This is a genomic window from Streptomyces sp. NBC_01515 (genome assembly GCF_045040345.1).
In the GTDB taxonomy this organism is placed as follows: domain Bacteria; phylum Actinomycetota; class Actinomycetes; order Streptomycetales; family Streptomycetaceae; genus Streptomyces.
This window is the reverse complement of record NZ_CP109416.1, coordinates 1,357,509-1,371,845: the sequence shown is the minus strand read 5'-3', so window position 1 is coordinate 1,371,845 and position 14,337 is coordinate 1,357,509. Positions and strand designations below refer to the sequence as shown.

Sequence of the window (14,337 nt, the reverse complement as noted above, 5' to 3'; positions counted from 1 at the left end):
CGTCGGCCGGGGGCGGAGGCTGTCTGCAGGGTCAACCGCGTTCCTGTCCTGTCACCGTGGTGGACATGGGCACGGGCTCGCTCACCGGTCCGGGGCCTGGCCGGGCATCCGTACGGTGGGTAGGGTCCGCGGTGATGGTGGTTCCGGCGCTGCCGTCCAGGACGGCCGTGGCCTCGGACAGCGAACCGATGGCGGCTCGCCGGCCGGTGGCGGTGACGAAGCGGTGGCAGGCGGCGATCTTGGGGCCCATGGAACCGGCCGGGAACCGCATACGGGCCAGGTCGTCCGGGTCGAGGCGGCTCAGCGGGGTGGCCTGGGGTGTGCCGAAGTGGGCCATCACGGCGGGCACGTCGGTGAGTACCAGCAGCCGGTCGGCGTGCACGGCGACGGCGAGCAGGGCCGCGGTGAAGTCCTTGTCGACGACGGCCTCGACGCCCTGGAGCAGGCCGGTGCCGTCGTCGACGACCGGGGCTCCGCCGCCGCCTCCGCAGATGACCACCGCCTGGTTCTCCAGCAGATGGGTGATCGAGTCCTGCTCGACGATCCGCCGTGGCTCGGGCGAGGGAACCACGCGACGCCACCGGTCACCGTCGGCGGCGACCTGCCAGCCGTGCAACTCGGCAAGTTCCAGAGCGTGTTGGTGATCGTAGACAGGTCCGACGAACTTCGTGGGCGCGGCGAAGGCCGGGTCGTGCGCGTCGACCAGCGTCTGGGTGACGATGCTCAGGACCGGCTTCGTCACTCCGGCGTTGTGCAGGCACTGGGCCAGCCAGTAGCCGATCATGCCCTGTGTCTGGGCGACGAGCGCGTCCAGTGGGTAGGGGCGGGTCAGGGACGGGTCGTTCTCGCTCTCCAGGGAGAGCATGCCGACCTGCGGGCCGTTGCCGTGGCAGATGAGCAGCTCGTGGTGCGCGGCGAGCGGGGCGAGGGCCCGGGCCGCGGCCCGGACGTGCTCGATCTGGATGACGGCGTCGGGCTTCTCGCCGCGTCGCAGGAGTGCGTTGCCGCCGAGTGCGGCCACGATGCGCATGCCGGCCGCCTCAGTCGCCGAGGGCGGCGACGAGGACCGCTTTGATGGTGTGCAGCCGGTTCTCGGCCTGGTCGAAGACGATCGAGCGGTGCGATTCGAAGACGTCGTCGGTGACCTCGGCGCCGCTGAGGCCGTACAACTCATGGAGGCGCTCGCCGAGTTGGGTGCTGCGGTCGTGGACGGCGGGCAGGCAGTGCAGGAACTTCGTGTCGGGCTTTCCCGAGGCGTGCAGGACCTTCTCGGTGACGCGGTAGGGCAGGAGCAGGTCGATGCGGGCGCTCCATCGCTCGTCGGACTCGCCCATGCTGACCCATACGTCGGTGTAGACGAAGTCGGCGCCTGCCACGCCCTGTTCGACGTCGTCGGTCACCAGCACGCGGGCGCCGCTGGTGGTGGCGAGGCGGTGGGCGGCGGCGATGACATCGTCGGGGGGCCACAGTTCACGGGGGGCGGCGATGCGTACGTCCATGCCGAGGAGGGCGCCGGTGACCAGCAGGGAGCGGGCGACGTTGTTGCGGCCGTCGCCCAGGAAACAGTAGGCGGTCTGCTCCAGCGGGCCGGGGTGGTGTTCGGTCATGGTGAGGATGTCGGCGAGCATCTGGGTGGGGTGCCAGGAGTCGGTGAGGCCGTTCCACACCGGTACCCCGGCGTGGTCGGCGAGTTGTTCCACGGTGTCCTGGGCGAAGCCGCGGAACTCGATGCCGTCGAACATCCGGCCCAACACGCGGGCGGTGTCCCGGATCGACTCCTCGTGGCCGATGTGGGAGCCGTCAGGGCCGAGGTAGGTGACGTGGGCGCCCTGGTCGTGGGCGGCGACCTCGAACGCGCAGCGGGTGCGGGTGGAGCTCTTCTCGAAGACCAGCGCGATGTTCCGGCCCGTCAGCCGGGGGCGTTCGGTGCCGTCGGCCTTGTCCTGCTTGAGTTGTGCGGCCCGGGTGATGAGTCCGAGGAACTGCGCCTTGTCCAGGTCGAGTTCCTTGAGCAGCGAGCCCGGGTGGTGGGCGGTGGTGGTCGGCGGAGCGGTCATGGGAGCGGTCATGGAATCAGTCCTCAGAGGTGGTCGGGCCGAGGTGATGAAGCGTCAGATGCCGTCGCGTCGGGTGGGGCAGGTCATGCAGCGTGCGCCGCCCCGGCCGCGGCCCAGCTCGTTGCCGGGGATGCTGAGGACCTCGATGCCGTTCTCACGCAGCATGGTGTTGGTGACGGTGTTGCGCTCGTAGCCGACGACGACACCGGGGGCGAGGGTGAGGAAGTTGTTGGCGTCGTCCCACTGTTCGCGCTCGGCCGCCCTGGCGTCCTCGTCGGCGGACAGGACGCGGAGTTTGTCGACGCCCAGGGCATCCGCGATGGTGGCGAACAGGTCGTCGCGATGCTCGACGTGCAGGTCGGCGGTGTCGTGCTCGACGACCTCCTCCGGGTCGGCGGGGACGATCACCCAGGTGTGCATGGCCTTCGGGTCGAGGTAGGGGTAGCGGACGAAGGTGTCGGTGTCGATCATGGTCAGGACGGTGTCCAGGTGCATGAAGGCGTGCGACTTCGGCAGTTGCACGGCGATCACGGTGGTGGCCTGGCGGCTGCGGAACAGCTCACGGGCCAGGATCTCCACGCCCATCGGGGTGGTCCGCTCTCCCATCCCGATCAGTACGACGCCCCGGCCCAGGACGTGGATGTCCCCGCCCTCCAGGGTGGCGGGCTGGTGGCCGGTGTCGTCGTCGCCGTAGTAGACGGGGAACCCCGCGTCGGCGAACAGCGGGTGGTACCCGTACACGGCCCTGCTGTGCAGGGATTCGCGTTGCCGGGCGGGCTTGGCCATCGGGTTGATGGTGACGCCGCCGTAGATCCAGGCCGAATTGTCGCGCTGGAAAAGGGTGTTGGGCAGTGGCGTCAGGACGAAGTCGTCCGGGCCCAGGGTCTGCCAGCGCAGGCTGCGCACCCGTAGCGGTGAGAGGTCCATGCGGGTCACTCCGCCGATGAGGAGTTTCGCCAGGGTCGCCGGGTCGGCCTCGTCGGCGAGTGCGCGCAGTGGTCCGGCCAGGGTGGGGCCGACCTGTTCCGGGGTGCAGACGCGGTCCAGTACGAAGGCCCGCGCCTCGGGGAGTGCCAGTGTTTCGGCGAGCAGGGTGTCGAAGTGGTGGACGGTGGCACCGCGTTCGCGGAGGACCTGGGTGAAGGCGTCGTGCTCCTCGCGGGCCTTCGCGGCCCACATCACGTCGTCGAAGAGCAGTTCGTGGCAGTTGGCGGGGGTCAGGCGGCTGAGTTCCAGGCCGGGGCGGTGGACGACGGCTTCGCGTAGGTGGCCGACTTCGGAATGCACTCCGAGCGTGCGGGTCACAGTGGTCTCCTCGGCACATTGGTGGGGGTGGCTCATTGGGGGAGTTGTCCGGTGCCGGGCGGGCCGGCAGGGGAGGTGAGGGCGGCTGTGCTGTCGAAGGGCACGACCAGGCTCTCGCCGTACTCGCCGCGCCCCACCTTCAGCCAGATGTAGACGGGCAGGCCCAGGAGCAGGCAGAACGTGCCGTAGTAGACGGCCTGGTAGCCGCTGCCGGCCAGTGACCAGAACGAGAAGACCAGCGCCACGCCGGACACACCGCAGTCGCGGACCAGGTGCTGCCACCGGATGTGCCGTCCGCGGGTGAGCAGCCAGTACAGCTGGGCCCCGGCGCTGAACAGGTACGGGATGACCGCGGTGACCACGGACAGCAGCACCAGCGTGGTGAAGACCTTCTCGAAGCGGGTGTAACTGACGGCGGTCAGGACGGAGGCGAGCAGGGTCGAGCTGACGATGCCGAACACGGGCACCCCGCGCCGGGTACGGGCGAACACGGCGGGGAAGAGCCGGTCCTTGGCCGCGGCCATCGGCATCTCGCCGACGACCAGGGTCCAGCCGATCAGGGCGCCGAGGCCGGAGACGATCGCGGCGACCGCCACGGTCTGGCCGGCCCACCGGCCGCCGAAGATGGCGTCGGCCGAGTCGGTGAACGGAGCGGACGACGTGCGCAGGGCGGCGTTGGACACGGTGCCGAAGACGGTGAGCGTGCCCAGGATGTAGACCACCGCGCAGCCGATGGTGCCCAGGACCGTGGCGCGGCCGACGTTGCGCTGAGGATCGCGGACCCGGCCTGCGGCGACCGACGCCGTCTCGATGCCGATGTAGCTGAAGAGCGCGATCGCGGCGGCGGCGGAGATCGCCGAACCTGCCGACGTGCCACCGGCGTTGAAGGGGCCGAAGTTGTGCACCCGGATGAAGAGCAGGCCGATGGTGGCCATGAACAGCAGGGGCACGAACTTCAGCACGCTCGTCACGATCTGGGTGACCGCCATGTTGCGTACGCCGGACAGGTTGACGGCCGCCGGGATCCACAGGCCGGCCATCGCGATCACGATGGACCACGTCTTGGCATGGCCGGTGTTCCAGAACACCTCCACGTACCCGACCCAGGCCACGACGATGGCGGCGTTGCCCGCCCAGGCCGTGATCCAGTACGACCACGCGTTGAGGAACCCGCCGAAGTCACCGAAGGCGTCCCTGGCGTACACGTACGGTCCGCCCGATCCCGGCACCCGCTTGGACAGCGCGCCGAACGTGAACGCCAGAGCAAGCGCACCGACGGTGACCAGCACGAACGCGACCAGGCTGATCGGGCCGTACGGCGCCAGTGCGGACGGCAGCGCGAACACCCCGGTACCGATCACCGATCCGATGACCAGCGCGGTGGCGGTGGGCAGGCCGAACCGCCCCGCCGGCGCCGCCTTGTCCGGGGGCGGGGCCTGCGGAGCCGGTTGGGCGGCGTCGGGCGCCTCGTTGCTCATGCGGGTGCTCATAGGGGGTCTTCCTCGCTGTCTGTTCACGTGCAGGGCCGGCGGCACCACGACGGGCACCGCAGGCTGTGGTCCGGGTCCGCTGCGGCTCAGCCCGGGCCGTGGCGGTGGTCCGCCGCGGTGGCGGAGTGCTGCTCCCGCAGCGAGTGGCCGGAATCGCCGTCGCAGGGGGTGAACAGCACCCACAGTCCCGAACGCAAGGAGGCGACGACGGAACGCTCGGGGAGACCGAGCAGGTGGGAGACGACGGCGCTGGAGCGGTCTCCGATGAGGTGGAGGGCGAGTTCGACGCGGTCGAACGGGGAGGCGGCTATATCGGGACAGCGGTCCCTGGTAGTGGGCAGATGCGCGGGGGCGGGGAGCGAGCGTGCTCGGTGAGGAGCGGGCGCAGCAGGGGCGGGGCCCTCTCCTCGGTCCTGGGCGGCGGCAGGCTCGGCAGGGTCGCTGAGCACTTCGGACAGGGCCGCGTCGACTACGCCCTGGTCGCCCGTCATGAGGCTGGACAGGGTATGGATGGCCATCAGGTGACGGTCGCACCAGGCGACGACCGAGCGCCGGCGGGCGAGGAGTTGTTCGGTCCGGAGCTCATGGGGTGACGTGTGGGCGGCTTTGGCCCTGTCCGGTGTGGTCACCAGGACCGGCTCCGGGTTCCGGGTTCGCCTGTTCTGGTGCATACCTGAGGGGTGGGCATGGTGCCTCTATCCGGAAGCGGTCGGCACGGCGCCGTGGTGCGGGACAGGGCGTGTGTCTTTGGGAGGGGAAACCCGGAGCAACGGTCCTCGCCGATGCCCCAGGACACGGTCACGAGCTCCGGGTCCAGCACCGTGCGTCCGTGAACGCGGCCTATGGACAAGGGAGTCGGGACCGAGCCGGTGGCCGCAGGGGGAAGCACCGGGCGGCCGTATGCAGGGCCGCCCCGGTACATCCGTGTCAACTGGCAGTAAGCCGCCGGGGTCCAGGACGTCTGCGCCCACCGTAGCCCCATTCGGGTCAGGCACAAGTGGACCACCACCCGCGTCACTGGGGCGGTTGATCAGACGGCCATGGGCGCCCCGTTCAGTACGGGATCCGGGCTGGTCGTGACGCGCTTGGCGGGCGGCGGTGTCGCGGAGCCCGCGGCCGCGGTCTCACGGGCGAGGAAGGAGCCGAGCTCGCCGATGGTGCTCATCAGCGGGGCGGGGAAGACGACGGTGGTGTTCTTGTCGACGCCGATCTCCACCAGGCTCTGCAGGTTGCGGAGTTGGAGGGCCAGGGGGTGGTCCATCATGATGTCCGACGCCTCCCCGAGGGCCGCTGCGGCCAGGGACTCGCCCTGGGCGTTGATGATCTTCGCCCTCTTCTCCCGCTCGGCCTCGGCCTGGCGGGCCATGGCGCGCTTCATGCTGTCGGGCAGCTGGATGTCCTTGAGCTCGACCAGGGTGACCTCCACGCCCCACTCGACGGTGGCGACGTCGAGGATCTCGCGGATGTCCAGGTTGATGCGGTCGGTCTCCGACAGCGTCTCGTCCAGCGTGTGCTGTCCGACGACCTTGCGCAGCGTGGTCTGGGCGATCTGGTTGATCGCGGCGTACACGTTCTCGATCGCGATGACCGACTTCACGGCATCCACGACACGGAAGTACGCCACCGCCGACACATCGACGCTGACGTTGTCGCGCGTGATGATCCCCTGCGACTGAATGGGCATCGTGACGATCCGCAGCGAGACCCGGTGCAGGACGTCGACGAACGGAATGATGAACCGCAGACCGGGAGATCGAGGCCCGACCAGCCGGCCGAACCGGAACAGCACGCCCTGCTCGAACTGCTTGACGACCTTGACGGCCATGGCGATCGCCACGACGACCAGCACGGCCACGATGACGATCAGGAAAACGAGTGTTTCCACGGTGCTGCTCCTCGGATAGGGCACGACACCTCTGGCTCCTTCGTGCTCCAGCCGGAGCCCGAAGGCAGACCGGAAGCTGGACCGGGCTCATGCGCCAGGAAGGGGGAAAGCCCCTTGGTGGCGGGCCAGGTCGGGCTCCGCAGTTCGTGCCGTGTTCCCAGCATGGCTCGCCACCTCCGGCGCAGGCAGGGGCCAACAGGTCCCCCATCGCGTTCGTCTCGGCCCGGATACAGGTGGGCCATACAGAGAGGGCCATGCGGCCCTGGAGGTGGGGCCGGTTGGCCCGCCACGCGTTCGGCGAGGGTGCGTAGCGTGAAGGTGTCTGTCCGGCTCTCCCCGTAGTGGCCGGCACATCTGCCGAGGCGCCTCCGTCGAAGTCCCGGCGGCGCGAGCCCGCGCTGCCTTCGGGCAAGCCGGCTCTGTTGGCAACCGACCGGCAGGAGAACGGCATGGCTCAGCGCACCGACGAGAGGCCCTCACCCGTCGTCGTGGGTGTCGACGGCTCGGCCTGCTCGCAGGCAGCACTGCGGTGGGGCCTGGCGCAGGCCGAGTTGACCGGCAGCACCGTCGAAGCGGTCGCCGCATGGCAGTCCCCCGAGGTGTACGCGTACACCCTTGGCTGGAGCCCGTTGGTGCCCGAAGGAACCGAGTTCGCCAAGATCGCCGAACAAGCCCTGCGGGAAACCGTCGCCGCGGTACGCGACCAGCTGGACCACCCGGCCGAGGTGAGGATCCGCGTGGACGAGGGCCATCCCGTACAGGTACTGATGGACGCGGCCCGCACCGCACAACTCCTGGTCCTGGGCAGCCGTGGCCACGGCACCTTCACCGGCATCCTGCTCGGCTCGGTCAGCCAGCACTGCGTGCAGCACGCGCCTTGCCCGGTCGTCGTCATCCCCCAACCGTGACCCGCCCGCCGGAGAGCCCTCCGGCCGAGTCCAACGACCGCCCGCTCGTGGCGTGTTGGCCCTGACGGACAAGGGCTTCGAGGCACCTCCGCACCATCTCAGGCACGTTCCTTCCCGGGAGAGCCCCTCATGACCCGGTCATCACACACCGCCGAGCGAGAAGCCGCGCTGCCCGGTGAGCCCGACAACGCCGAGCAGGCCGACGAACGGCGGCAGCCGGCGGAACTCTTCCGCGACCTGCGCACCTCCCCCTCGGGCCTCACCAGCCGGGAGGCGACCCGCAGACAACTGGTCTACGGCCCGAACGTACTGACCCGCTCCGGCGGCAGGCGCTGGCCGGGCGAGCTACTCTCCCAGTTCACCCAGCCCCTGGCGATTCTGCTCGCCCTCGCGGCCGTTCTGGCATGGGCCGGAGGAACACCGGCGCTCGCCATCGCCGTTGTGGCCGTGATCCTCCTGAACGCCGGGTTCGCCTTCATCCAGGAGATGCAGGCCGAGCGGGCCGTGGAGGCACTGGCCGCGTTCCTGCCGCCCACCGCCCGGGTCGTACGCGACAAGGTGCGGTGCGAGATCGCGGCCAAGGACCTCGTGCCCGGCGACATCCTCATCGTCTCCGAGGGCGACCGGGTCTGCGCCGACGCGCGGATCATCGAGGGCACCCTCACACTCGACCTGTCCTCACTGACCGGCGAATCCCTTCCGGTGACGCGCTCGCCCGAGCCGTCCGACGAGACCGGCTCCCTGCTGGAGGCACACGAACTCGTCTTCAGCGGCACCACCTGCAGCGGCGGCGAGGCGGAAGCGGTCGTGACCCGGACGGGCATGTACACCGAACTGGGCCGCATCGCCGCATTGTCACAGCGCGTGCACACGGAACGCAGCCCTCTGGAGAAGCAGGTGCGGCGGGCCACCTGGATCATCGCCGTCGTCGCGGTCGCGATCGGCGCGGCCTTCCTGCCCATCGGCGTCGCCGCCGGGCTGGGCTGGAGCGCGGCCATCAGCTTCTCCATCGGACTGATCGTCGCCAACGTCCCCGAAGGGCTGCTGCCGACCATCACCCTCGCCCTTGCCGCGGGAGTGCGGGAACTCGCCCGTGGAGGAGCCGTCGTCAAACGCCTCTCGGGAGTCGAGACCCTGGGATCGACGACCGTGATCTGCACGGACAAGACCGGCACCCTCACCGAGAACAGGATGCGGGTCACCCGGCTGTGGCTGGCGGGCGGCGAGATGGACGCGGACGGGGCCGCTCACGAGCCGCAGGCGGCAGTCCTCGCCGCGAGCGGCGCCGCCTGCACCACGGCCGAGGCACCCACACAGGCACAGCCTCAGGGCAGCGGCGATCCCACCGAACTCGCCATCCTGCGCCTGGCCGAGGACCTCGGCGTCGCCGTCGGGCCCGCACAGCGCAAGGCCGACCGCCGCACGATCTTTCCCTTCGACGCCCACCTGAAGCGCATGTCCACCGTGAACGACGAAGCGGGCGCCGCCACGGTGCACACCAACGGCGCCCCCGAAGCCGTCCTGCCCTGGTGCACCCACCTCCTCGACGCGAAGGGAGAGAGCGTCGAACTGGACGAGGCCCTGCGCGCAGAGCTGAGTGCCACCATCGATGGCTACGCGGCGTCCGGACTGCGAGTGCTCGCCATCGCCCACCACGTCCTGGACCACGGGGAGACGGTGCCGGTGGACCGGCCGGCAGCGGAATCCGGACTGACCCTGATCGGCCTGGTCGCCATGGCGGACCCCGCGCGTGCCGGCGTCGCCGACGCCGTCAAGGACGCGCACCAGGCCGGAATCCGCATCCACGTCATCACCGGCGACTACGGACTCACCGCCGCGGAGATAGCCCGCCAGGTCGGCATCGGACACGTCGGCAGCCCGGTCCTCGCAGGTGACGTACTGGACCGGATGAGCGACAAGGACCTCGACGAACTGCTCGCGCAACGACAGGAGATCGTCTTCGCCCGCACCTCACCCGAAGCCAAACTCCGTATCTGCGAAGCCCTGCGCGCGCAGGGCGAGGTCGTGGCGATGACCGGAGACGGCGTCAACGACGCCCCCGCGCTGCGCCACGCCGACATCGGCGTCGCCATGGGCAAGTCGGGAACGGACGTGGCCCGCGAGGCAGCCACGATGGTGCTCACCGACGACAACTTCGCCACCATCGTCTCCGCGGTCGACGCGGGACGACGCGTCTTCGACAACGTCCGCAAGTTCGTGCTCTACATCTTCGCCCACGCGGTACCCGAGGTCGTCCCCTTCCTCGTCTTCGCACTCTCCGGCGGCCAGATCCCGCTGCCGCTGACGGTCCTGCAGATCCTGGCGATCGACCTCGGCACCGAGACACTCCCCGCGCTCGCACTGGGACGCGAGCCCGCCGAGCCCGGACTCATGTCCCGCCCGCCCCGACCCCGCACGACGGGAGTCATCGACCGGGCCCTCCTCTTCCGCGCATGGGCGTTCCTGGGAACGATCTCCGCGGTCCTGGTCATGGGCGGCTTCCTCTTCACCCTCTGGCACGCCGGCTGGCACCCAGGAGACCCCACGGGCGGCGGCACCCCGCTGCACCAGGCATATCTGGAAGCGACGACCATCACGTTCGTCGGCATCGTCGCCTGCCAGATCGGCACAGCCTTCGCCGCCCGCACCGACCGCGCCTCCCTGTTCACCGTCGGCATCTGGACCAACCGCCTGCTCCTGTGGGGCATCGCCTTCGAGCTGGCCTTCACCGCGGCGGTCGTCTACGCACCGCCCCTCCAGCACATCTTCGGCACGGCAGCCCTCAGCCCGGCTCAGCTCGCGGTCATCGCACCGTTCCCGCTCATTGTCTGGGGAGCCGATGAAGCCCTGCGTTGGGTCCGGCGCCACCACGACGCAACCACGGCCGCATCGCTCAGTGCGCCCGTAGCCTCGCGCTTCGTAGAGGGGCGCGCGGCAGACCAGGCAGGGTGAGCAGCATCAGTACCGCATCCGGTGATCCCACCCGCCATCCCCGGAGTCCTCAAGAAGGAGTTGGGCGTGGTGGCGGGACTTCAGCCCCCGTGCGCCGCTGACGGCGGCCGTTGCGCTGACCGATACTCAGTGGATGCAGTCCAGGGCACGGTGCTGTCTGGAGCGCAGCAGGCGATGGCCGCAGTGATCCGGCACAGCGGCCGACGAGGCCCCGCAGCCGTAGGCAACCGAAGGCTCGTCAAGAGTCTCCCGGCGACAACAGGGCCTTGGTGCTGCGCGGCGAGGCGGGCCCCTCGGGGCCGTACCCGAGGCGGATCACCATCTGCGCGTGTGAAGGGCGGGCGTCCGCCGGTGCCATGAGTTCTTCGCGCAGGTCGGGCCATTCCAGCGCCTGGTGCAGGAGTGATGCCTGGACGCCGTGGGTGGTCGCGATCAGCAGGACTCGTTCGAGGGCTTGGCCCGCGCGGAGCCAGTCGGCCCGGAGGTCGTGAGTGGTGGACAGGATGGCGATCGAGGGTCGCCGTTCGAAAGGGCGGGCGGTGAGCGTCTCCACGTGGCGGTGGGCGCCGAAGTCCCGCATCGGAATACGGTCCCGGAAGTCCTGGGGGCCGAGTACCTCGGGTGGGATGCCCAGGCCGGAGTCGTCCGTCTTGACCACCCAGTGGCGGCTCTCCGCAGCTCGGTCCGGATCGTCGGCGTTGCGGTGCTCCGCCTCCCCGGTGAGCCGCAGCACGCGGTCGCCCTGTGCTGGTGAGACACGGAGCAGTCGGGCCCCTTCCTCGTGTGCCGCTTCGGCCAGTTCGGTGAGCAGGGCGGCGGGCAACGGCCGTTCCGAGAAGGGGAAGCGGCTGCTGTGCCGGCGCCACACGGCGTCGTACAAGGAAGTGCGGGAGGACGTCCTGGCGGTGCCGCCGAGACGTACGGTGGCGAGCAGGTCCGGCTCGTCGGGCCGTGGGAGCAGCCGGGGCACCGGTTCCCAGCCGAAGTGCCCGACCGCGACTCGGAGGTTGAGTACGGCGCAGCCGACGGACAGGTGCAGGGCGCGGCCGGTCGGGTCGATGTGGCGCAGGCCGCGCTGCGTGGCCGCGCGGATCTCGACGGTGAGGGTCTCCGGGTCCAGGCGGAAGCGCCAGGGCTGGGTGTTGTGGATCGACGGGGCGGCTACGGCCGCGGAGAGCAGCCTCTCCAGCGTCGTCCCGTCGAGGGCTGCGGTACGCATCGGGGTCTCCTGCCCGCCCTGTGCCAAGGGAGGCAGTCGGGCTTTTCGGTGACCGGACCAGAGTGGCGCCGGGCATCGGGGGAGGGGCAGGGGCCGACCGGCCCGGATGGGTCCTGGTCGGCTCAGTCGGAGTTCACTTCGTGGGACGGTCGCCGGCGTGCGGCTGCTCCAGCTGGGAAGCCAGAACCGCGGCCTGGACCCGGCGATGGACACCGAGTTTGGCCAGCAGCCGGGAGATGTGGTTCTTGACCGTCTTCTCCGACAGGTAGAGCCTCTTGCCGATCTCGCGGTTGGTCAGCCCCTCCCCGATCAGCGCGAGGATGTCCCGCTCGCGGGGCGACAGGCTCGCCAGTTCGGGGGCGAGGGCGGGTGTCTCGGCGGGCTCGGCGCGCAGCGAGCGCATCAGGCGGGCCGTGGTCGCGGGGTCCAGCATCGACTGGCCCGAGGCGACCGTCCGCACGGCCGAGACCAGGTCGGAGCCTCTGATCTGCTTGAGGACGTAGCCGGAGGCCCCGGCCATGATGGCGTCGAGCAGGGCGTCCTCGTCGTCGAACGACGTCAGCATCAGACAGGCCAACTCCGGCATCTGGCTGCGCAGTTCCCGGCAGACCGTGATGCCGTCGCCGTCCGGGAGGCGTATGTCGAGCACGGCGACGTGCGGGCGCAGCGCCGTGCAGCGGACAACGGCGCGCTCGGCGGTGTCCGCGTCACCGACGACCGAGATGTCCGGTTCGGAGTCCAGAAGGTCGGTGATGCCGCGTCGTACGACCTCGTGGTCGTCCAGCAGGAAGACACGGATCGGGTTCTGCTCCGTGAAGGCACCTGTCTCGGCCATGACAACACCCTGTTCCCCGGTGGTGGACGGTCTGTGAGCTGCCGTGAGGACGATCATCGCTCGTTGGGCCCGGATGCACTAGGGCCGACCGGCCCCAGTCGGCTTCGCGATACACCCTGGCCGGCCCAATGGACATGGCCCGGCGGCCCCTGCAGCCGGACGATCGGCCGGTGAGACCCTCATGCAGTGCTGAGCGCCCGCTTCTCGACTTCGGGTATGGGCCTTGGGCAGGTCTGGTCGGGTGGCCGATGAGCCCGCACGCGGACAGCGTTGTCCGGGCTGCGGTGACTGGCTGAAACCGGATGCCGGGCCTCGGGCGGTGATTCGCCCGGCCGTGTGCCGGTCCGGACAGTGGCGTCGGCTGCGGACCATCCGCCAGTACGGGCACGATCGGCTCGCCGAGTCCGGCCGGGAGCATGGGATACCGCGACGGCATCACCTCTTCCACCTGGCGCTCGCAGGGAGGGTCGCCGACGACTCGGACGGCCCCGGCCGGCTGGAGCGTCCTGCCCGGCTGCGTGCCGAGCATGCCAATCTAGGTGCGGTGCGGTGCGGTGCGGGACCAAGGCAGCGGCCCGCGGACCATCCCGGCGCCGGCCGCCGCGCTTCCGTTGATGCGAGGGCGGATTCCTCGGTGAGGAACGCCGCCGACACGACCACGCGCTCACAGCCGCACCCGAACCCACCACGGCCCGGGCCAGGGCACTGCCGCCTGGACAGCGGCGTTGCGGCACGATCACACCACGGCGTTCGGGTGGCTGGATGAGGCTGCGGAGCTGGGCGAGCGGCTGGGCGACCTGGCGGTGTGCGCGTCGGCCCAGAGCCTGCGTGACACTTTGGCCTTGTTCAGCGGCCGGGACGGGAGAGGTGGTGTGATCGACCAGGGGCCGGCCACCAGCGCGGGGGCCGCGTCCGCCTTGTGGCGCACCAGTCTTCGCGATCCGTCCGGATCCTTCGGATCAGAGGTGCTTGGCGTAGAAGTCCGTCAGCTTCGCGAGGACCTGCGGCCGATGCCCTCGGTGACATGCAGCGTCTGCCCGAGGGCGTGCCGGTGCCAGGCGGTGCGGGCGCAGGGTGAGAACCGCACCATGGCCGCACGCAGTCGCGAGGGCTCCTCGGCCTCCGCGATCGTGTCCACCCACACGTCACCGGTGAACCGTTCCGGTGGGGCCTTGGCCGAGCGCCTCTTCTCAAGGAGCTTCAGGGTGCCGCGCTCCCTCTACTTCGTCTCGTCCTCGACGATGGCCTTGAGCTGGGTGAGCGCACCCATTCCGCTGGGCCATCCGGCGTAGAAGGCCAGATGGGTGAGGGCTTCGACGAGTTCGTCCTTGCTCAGGCCGTTCTCCAGCGCCAGCCGCAGATGGCTGCCCAACTGCTCGGGGCGGTACGTGGCGGCCAGCACGGAGACGGTGATCAGGCTGCGGTCCCGCGGGGACAGGCCCTCGCGCTTCCACACGTCGCCGAACAGCACGTCGTCCGTCAGTTGGACCATCTTCGGCGCGAGGTCACCGAGCAGTTGCTGGGCCCGCGAGGGTTCCTGTGCCATGCGTGTGTCGCCCTTCTTTGTTTCCGCCGTAAGTCCGGCGGAATGCCTCCGTGCGGGGAGGCCTGTTGTGTGTGGAGAGGTGATCTTCGTTTCGCGTTCAGCTTTGTTGCCGGTGGTGGCGTGTGGCAGACCGCGCTGTG

General features: G+C 70.1%; 12 protein-coding genes. 2 read left to right on the top strand and 10 right to left on the bottom strand.

The annotated features are described in order from the left end of the window. Positions 1–31: 31 nt before the first annotated feature. The 6 genes from OG407_RS05785 to OG407_RS05760 form a co-directional block, all read right to left on the bottom strand. A complete protein-coding gene (locus OG407_RS05785) occupies positions 32–1,030 on the bottom strand; it encodes a carbamate kinase (protein ID WP_405855627.1) in 999 nt (332 codons plus the stop codon). A gap of 10 nt (positions 1,031–1,040) precedes the next feature. Then, a complete protein-coding gene (gene argF / locus OG407_RS05780; protein ID WP_405855625.1) occupies positions 1,041–2,069 on the bottom strand; it encodes an ornithine carbamoyltransferase in 1,029 nt (342 codons plus the stop codon). Between the two features lie 42 nt (positions 2,070–2,111). Continuing rightward, positions 2,112–3,362 carry an arginine deiminase gene (locus OG407_RS05775; RefSeq protein WP_405855623.1) on the bottom strand — a complete coding sequence of 417 codons (1,251 nt, stop codon included), beginning with the start codon at positions 3,360–3,362 and terminating at the stop codon, positions 2,112–2,114. 32 nt (positions 3,363–3,394) lie between these two features. Beyond that, positions 3,395–4,852, bottom strand: coding sequence for an amino acid permease (locus OG407_RS05770; protein ID WP_405855621.1), 1,458 nt, complete (start codon positions 4,850–4,852; stop codon positions 3,395–3,397). Positions 4,853–4,938: 86 nt separating this feature from the next. Beyond that, on the bottom strand, positions 4,939–5,370 hold the full coding sequence (locus tag OG407_RS05765; protein WP_405855619.1) for a hypothetical protein: 432 nt from the start codon (positions 5,368–5,370) through the stop codon (positions 4,939–4,941). A gap of 512 nt (positions 5,371–5,882) precedes the next feature. Next, the gene (locus tag OG407_RS05760; RefSeq protein ID WP_405855617.1) at positions 5,883–6,737 is read right to left on the bottom strand and encodes a slipin family protein; all 855 of its coding nucleotides are present in this window, start codon (positions 6,735–6,737) and stop codon (positions 5,883–5,885) included. Positions 6,738–7,186: 449 nt separating this feature from the next. Here OG407_RS05760 and OG407_RS05755 point away from each other — a divergent pair, with 449 nt between their 5' ends. Both OG407_RS05755 and OG407_RS05750 read left to right on the top strand, forming a co-directional pair. Then, positions 7,187–7,645, top strand: coding sequence for a universal stress protein (locus tag OG407_RS05755; protein ID WP_405855615.1), 459 nt, complete (start codon positions 7,187–7,189; stop codon positions 7,643–7,645). Between the two features lie 129 nt (positions 7,646–7,774). Further along, positions 7,775–10,597, top strand: coding sequence for a cation-translocating P-type ATPase (locus OG407_RS05750; protein WP_405855613.1), 2,823 nt, complete (start codon positions 7,775–7,777; stop codon positions 10,595–10,597). Between the two features lie 238 nt (positions 10,598–10,835). Here the strand turns inward: OG407_RS05750 and OG407_RS05745 are convergent, their stop codons facing one another. From OG407_RS05745 to OG407_RS05730, 4 genes are all read right to left on the bottom strand, one after another. Then, positions 10,836–11,816, bottom strand: a complete 981-nt coding sequence (locus OG407_RS05745; RefSeq protein WP_405855611.1) for an Acg family FMN-binding oxidoreductase — start codon at positions 11,814–11,816, stop codon at positions 10,836–10,838. Positions 11,817–11,949: 133 nt separating this feature from the next. Beyond that, positions 11,950–12,651, bottom strand: a complete 702-nt coding sequence (locus tag OG407_RS05740; protein ID WP_405855610.1) for a response regulator — start codon at positions 12,649–12,651, stop codon at positions 11,950–11,952. Positions 12,652–13,636: 985 nt separating this feature from the next. Beyond that, a complete protein-coding gene (locus OG407_RS05735) occupies positions 13,637–13,789 on the bottom strand; it encodes a hypothetical protein (protein WP_405855608.1) in 153 nt (50 codons plus the stop codon). A gap of 81 nt (positions 13,790–13,870) precedes the next feature. Further along, entirely contained in the window at positions 13,871–14,197 is a 327-nt protein-coding gene (locus OG407_RS05730; RefSeq protein ID WP_405855606.1) for a carboxymuconolactone decarboxylase family protein, read from the bottom strand. Positions 14,198–14,337 lie beyond the last annotated feature (140 nt).

Coding starts and splice junctions, on each gene's coding strand:
- OG407_RS05770 (WP_405855621.1), bottom strand. CDS start 4,852: ATGAGCACCCGCATGAGCAACGAGGCGCCCGACGCCGCCCAACCGGCT.
- OG407_RS05765 (WP_405855619.1), bottom strand. CDS start 5,370: ATGGCCATCCATACCCTGTCCAGCCTCATGACGGGCGACCAGGGCGTA.
- OG407_RS05740 (WP_405855610.1), bottom strand. CDS start 12,651: ATGGCCGAGACAGGTGCCTTCACGGAGCAGAACCCGATCCGTGTCTTC.
- OG407_RS05750 (WP_405855613.1), top strand. CDS start 7,775: ATGACCCGGTCATCACACACCGCCGAGCGAGAAGCCGCGCTGCCCGGT.
- OG407_RS05745 (WP_405855611.1), bottom strand. CDS start 11,816: ATGCGTACCGCAGCCCTCGACGGGACGACGCTGGAGAGGCTGCTCTCC.
- OG407_RS05755 (WP_405855615.1), top strand. CDS start 7,187: ATGGCTCAGCGCACCGACGAGAGGCCCTCACCCGTCGTCGTGGGTGTC.
- argF (WP_405855625.1), bottom strand. CDS start 2,069: ATGACCGCTCCCATGACCGCTCCGCCGACCACCACCGCCCACCACCCG.
- OG407_RS05785 (WP_405855627.1), bottom strand. CDS start 1,030: ATGCGCATCGTGGCCGCACTCGGCGGCAACGCACTCCTGCGACGCGGC.
- OG407_RS05730 (WP_405855606.1), bottom strand. CDS start 14,197: ATGGCACAGGAACCCTCGCGGGCCCAGCAACTGCTCGGTGACCTCGCG.